The sequence below is a fragment of the Streptomyces glaucescens genome (assembly GCF_002154375.1).
Taxonomy (GTDB): domain Bacteria; phylum Actinomycetota; class Actinomycetes; order Streptomycetales; family Streptomycetaceae; genus Streptomyces; species Streptomyces glaucescens.
In genome coordinates this window covers 1-4,534 of record NZ_MUND01000042.1, presented here as the reverse complement: position 1 = coordinate 4,534, position 4,534 = coordinate 1, and the positions used below count along the sequence as shown (strand labels likewise).

The following is a 4,534-nucleotide window of genomic DNA, read 5'->3' as shown; positions in this document are numbered from 1 at the left end:
TGTCGTCGGCCGCGGCGGCCGCCGTGCTGATCGTGGGCGCCGGACGGGTCGACGCGGGCACCCTGACCACGGGCGCCCTGGTGGCGTACCTGCTGTACATCGACCTGTTCTTCGCGCCGGTGCAGCAGCTCTCGCAGGTCTTCGACGGCTACCAGCAGGCGACCGTCTCTTTGGGCCGCATCCAGGAACTCCTGCGGGAGCCCACCTCCACGAAGTCCGCCGGGGAACCCCGCGAGGTGGGAGCGCTGCGCGGCGAGATCGCCTTCGAGGGCGTGCACTTCGCCTACGGCGACGACGAACAGGCCCTCACCGGCATCGACCTGCGCATCCCCGCCGGGCAGACCGTGGCGTTCGTCGGCGAGACCGGCGCGGGCAAGTCGACGCTGGTGAAGCTGGTGGCCCGGTTCTACGACCCGACCTCGGGCCGGGTCACCGTCGACGGCCACGACCTGCGCACCCTCGACCTCACCGCCTACCGGCACCGGCTCGGCGTCGTCCCCCAGGAGGCCTACCTCTTCCCCGGCACCGTCCGCGACGCCATCGCCTACGGCCGCCCCGACGCCACCGACGCCGAGGTGGAGGCCGCCGCCCGCGCGGTCGGCGCGCACGAGATGATCGCCCGCCTGGAGGGCGGCTACCTCCACGAGGTCGCCGAGCGCGGCCGCAACCTCTCCGCCGGCCAGCGCCAGCTGATCGCGCTGGCCCGCGCCGAACTCGTCGACCCGGACGTCCTGCTCCTCGACGAGGCCACCGCCGCCCTCGACCTGGCGACGGAGGCCCAGGTCAACCAGGCGACGGACCGGCTCGCGGGCCGCCGTACCACCCTCGTGGTGGCCCACCGCCTGACCACGGCGGCGCGCGCCGACCGGGTCGTGGTGATGGACCACGGCCGGGTCGCCGAGGACGGCACCCACGAGGAGCTGCTGGCCCGCGGCGGGCGGTACGCCGAGCTGTGGCGCACCTTCGTCGGCGAGGACACCCCTGTGGGGGCCTGACCGCCGCCCCGCGCAACCATCCGGCGTACGCTGCGCGTCCGTACATCCGTACGTCAATCTGCCGAGGGGTGCGGCACGGGAGGGGACGACTGTGGACTCGGGTGCGATACGACGGCGGCTGGCCCTCGGACTGTCCGTGCTGACCGCGGCCGGACTCCTCGCGCTCGCCGCGCCGGCCGAGGCCCATGCCGCCGCCGCGCCGTGTCCCGGCCGCAAGGTCAGGACGCTGCCCTTCTCCACCGGTTCCGTGCACGTCTACAAGAGCGGCGGCTACGTCTGCGCCGCCACCTACGCCAAGAACCCCGGCCCGCTGCGGAACATGACCGTCAGCGTGCAGGCGCGCGGCCACCGCCCCGTCCCCCACAAGGGAAAGCACCGCCGCCACACCCCGGGCGTGAAGGTCTACGCCGGGCAGCGCTGCGTCTGGGTCAAGGGCTCGGTGGGGCGGGGCTCGGTCAGCTCCGGCTGGATCCTCTGCTGAGCGAGACCCCCGGCCGCGTATCACCCGTTACCGAACATCCCCTGGTGTGAAGCAGGTTGGCTCCGATAGCTTCCGGCGCACATCTGTTCTCACAGGGGAGGGTGCATGCGCAAGGCGCTCAGATGGCTGCTCGCGCTCACGGTGTTCATAGGCACCTTGAGCACGGCGGGGACGGCCACCGCCGTCCAGCCGGAGGCCACCGACATCAAGGACCGGCTCCTGGCCGTACCGGGCATGAGCCTGATCGAGGAGAAGCCGTACCCCGGCTACCGCTTCTTCGTCCTGAACTACACCCAGCCGGTCGACCACCGCCATCCGGCCAAGGGCACGTTCCAGCAGCGGATCACCGTCCTCCACAAGGACGTCTCCCGCCCGACGGTCTTCTACACCAGCGGCTACAACGTCTCCACGGCCCCCAGCCGCCGCGAGCCGACCCAGATCGTGGACGGCAACCAGGTCTCCATGGAGTACCGCTACTTCACCCCCTCCCGGCCCAGCCCGGCCGACTGGAGCAAGCTGGACATCTGGCAGGCGGCCAGCGACCAGCACCGCATCTTCAAGGCGCTCAAGCCGGTCTACGACAAGAAGTGGCTCTCCACCGGCGGCTCCAAGGGCGGCATGACCGCGACCTACTACGAGCGCTTCTACCCCCGCGACATGGACGGTGTCGTCGCCTACGTCGCCCCCAACGACGTCGTGAACAAGGAGGACTCGGCCTACGACCGGTTCTTCGCCACCGTCGGCACCGAGGAGTGCCGCGACCGGCTGAACGGCGTGCAGCGCGAGGCGCTGGTGCGGCGGGACGTCATGGAGGAGCGGTACGCGAAGTACGCGGCCGACAACGGCTACACCTTCCGCACCGTCGGCAGCCTCGACAAGGCGTACGAGGCAACCGTCCTCGACTACGTCTGGGGCTTCTGGCAGTACAGCCTGCTGTCGGACTGCGGCACCATCCCCGCGGACGCGAAGACCGCCACCGACGACGAGATCTGGAACACCCTCGACGCCATCGCCGGGTTCTCCTTCTACACCGACCAGGGCCTGGAGCCGTACACGCCGTACTACTACCAGGCGGGCACCCAGCTCGGCGCGCCGACCATCCACTTCCCGCACATCGAGAAGAAGTACATCCGCTACGGCTACCTCCCGCCGCGCTACTACGTGCCGCGTGACATCGAGATGCGGTTCCAGCCGGGCGCCATGCGGGACGTGGACACCTGGGTCCGCCACAACGCCCGCCAGATGCTGTTCGTCTACGGCGAGAACGACCCGTGGGGCGCCGAGCCCTTCCGCCTCGGCAAGGGCGCCCGCGACTCGTACGTCCTGACCGCCCCCGGCGCCAACCACGGCGCCCGCGTCGCGGGCCTGATCGACGACGAGAAGGCCCTCGCCACGGCGAAGATCCTCCAATGGGCGGGCGTGGCCCCGGCCTCGGTCCAGGCCGACCCCGCGAAGGCCAGGCCCCTCGCCGAGTTCGACGCCAAGCTCGACAAGCGGGGCGCGGAGCGGACGCTGCGTCCGTGACCGGTCTCGTCTGAGCCACACCGACGGCGGGTCCCGCAAGGGACTCGCCGTCCCTGTCAGGGACAGACGGAGGCGTCCGAGCCGTCGGGGAGGTAGGCGGCGCGCTCCTCCTCGGTGAGGTCGCGGCCGAAGGTGCGGCAGATCTGCTGAATCGTCTTGTCGGGGTCGGGCGGCGTGGTGACGTCAAGCAGGCGACCTGCTCCGTCGCCGCCCACGACCGCGAGGGTGCGGCCGTCGGGACTGTACGCCAGTGAGAACACCCCGCTGAATCCGGTGGCGAGTGGGGCACGGGCCTTTCCGGTGGCCGTGTCCCACAGACGGACGCTCCCGTCCATGCTGCCGGTGGCGAGAGTGTCCCCGTCGGGGTGGAAGGCCACCGCTTGCACGGCCGCTGTGTGCTCGGTCAGCGAGGCGAGGACGGCGGTGGCGAGGATTCGGCCGTCCGGACCGAAGGCCACCGACGTCACTTGCCAGGTGTGCTCCTTGAGAGTGCGGGACGTTCCGGTTGTCGCGTCCCACAGGCGGACGGTGTTGTCGGCGCTTCCGGTGGCGAGCGGCCGTCGCTGTTGAACGCCACCGCGTTCACTGCGTCCTTGTGTCCCGGCAGACAGGCCCGGGCCTTCATCGTGGCCGTGTCCCACAGGCGGACGGACCAGTCCATACCGCCAGTTGCCATGGTGCCGCCATCGGGGCTGTATGCCACGGCGCGCACTTCACCGGTGTGTCCGGACAGGCGGCGATGTGCCGGCAGGGACGAGACGCTGCGCAGACTGTCGACAGCAGCGTGAGCCGCCGCTGCTGGGCGAGGTTCGCGAGAACCTGCCGTATGGCCTCCGACCGGCCCTGGAACTAACGGGCGTGCTCGGCGGTGAACGGTTCCAGGCCCTGGTAGGGGCACACGTCGCGCTCGGCCAGGTCCGGCAGGATCTCCCATGAGAGGTGTCACCACGCCCTCCTGTGCCTCTCCTTCCACGGTCCTCGCACTCGGCCGGGCTCGCACCCGGGGGAGGGTCACACGGACGGGGCGCGGCCCACGGGATTCCCCGCCCAGTTGTACGTGCCGGGCCGTTGAGGCCCGGCATCCGGCCCGGGTGCGGACCGCCTCCGTGACCCGGTGCTCCGGCTTCCGTTCGCCCTCGCCGTCGCAGCGGGTCTCGCGGACCTCGCGCCGGTGCCGTGGACGCGGTCGCCGACGATGGTGCGCGGGCCGCCTCCGCCGCCCGGGTCGCCGGGGTGCGGGTGGCCGGACGGAGCCTGTCACTTCCCCCCACCCCCGCCCGGCGTGACCCGCCGCGGCAGGGGCACGCCGGACGCGCGGAGCGCTTCGCGCCCGTTGGGGTGGGGCGCCGGGTGGGTGGCGTGGGTCTAGGTCGTGTCCGCAAAGTCCCGTCGTCCGCCCGAAGGGCGGGCCCCGCGGCGTCTGGTGCGTGCTCTCGGCGCGCCGGGCGGAGTCCCTCGTACTGGATGTACTTGGGGCTTCGCCCGGCGCGGCGAGAGTGCGTGCCAGGCGTCGCGGGGCAGACGGGACTTTGCG

4 protein-coding genes and 3 pseudogenes are annotated in these 4,534 nt (G+C 71.7%); 3 read left to right on the top strand and 4 right to left on the bottom strand.

What is annotated here, in order from left to right; genetic code table 11:
* From CCN42_RS03280 to CCN42_RS03270, 3 genes are all read left to right on the top strand, one after another.
* Window positions 1-995: ABC transporter ATP-binding protein (locus tag CCN42_RS03280; RefSeq protein WP_143661843.1), on the top strand; the 995-nt coding region annotated here is incomplete at its 5' end.
* A 91-nt stretch (window positions 996-1,086) separates the two neighbouring features.
* Window positions 1,087-1,476 (top strand): hypothetical protein, encoded by a 390-nt coding sequence (locus CCN42_RS03275; RefSeq protein WP_086732973.1) that lies wholly within the window; start codon window positions 1,087-1,089, stop codon window positions 1,474-1,476.
* 105 nt (window positions 1,477-1,581) lie between these two features.
* Window positions 1,582-3,000, top strand: coding sequence for a S28 family serine protease (locus CCN42_RS03270; protein ID WP_086732972.1), 1,419 nt, complete (start codon window positions 1,582-1,584; stop codon window positions 2,998-3,000).
* A 56-nt stretch (window positions 3,001-3,056) separates the two neighbouring features.
* Here CCN42_RS03270 and CCN42_RS42440 read toward each other — a convergent pair whose 3' ends face one another.
* The 4 genes and pseudogenes from CCN42_RS42440 to CCN42_RS44135 all read right to left on the bottom strand — a co-directional run.
* Window positions 3,057-3,467, bottom strand: coding sequence for a WD40 repeat domain-containing protein (locus CCN42_RS42440; RefSeq protein ID WP_158102059.1), 411 nt, complete (start codon window positions 3,465-3,467; stop codon window positions 3,057-3,059).
* Between the two features lie 63 nt (window positions 3,468-3,530).
* Window positions 3,531-3,641, bottom strand: a pseudogene (locus tag CCN42_RS46050) (hypothetical protein); the annotation flags it as partial.
* A gap of 41 nt (window positions 3,642-3,682) precedes the next feature.
* Window positions 3,683-3,934: pseudogene (locus CCN42_RS46045) on the bottom strand (hypothetical protein); the annotation flags it as partial.
* Between the two features lie 69 nt (window positions 3,935-4,003).
* Window positions 4,004-4,239: pseudogene (locus CCN42_RS44135) on the bottom strand (hypothetical protein); the annotation flags it as partial.
* Window positions 4,240-4,534 lie beyond the last annotated feature (295 nt).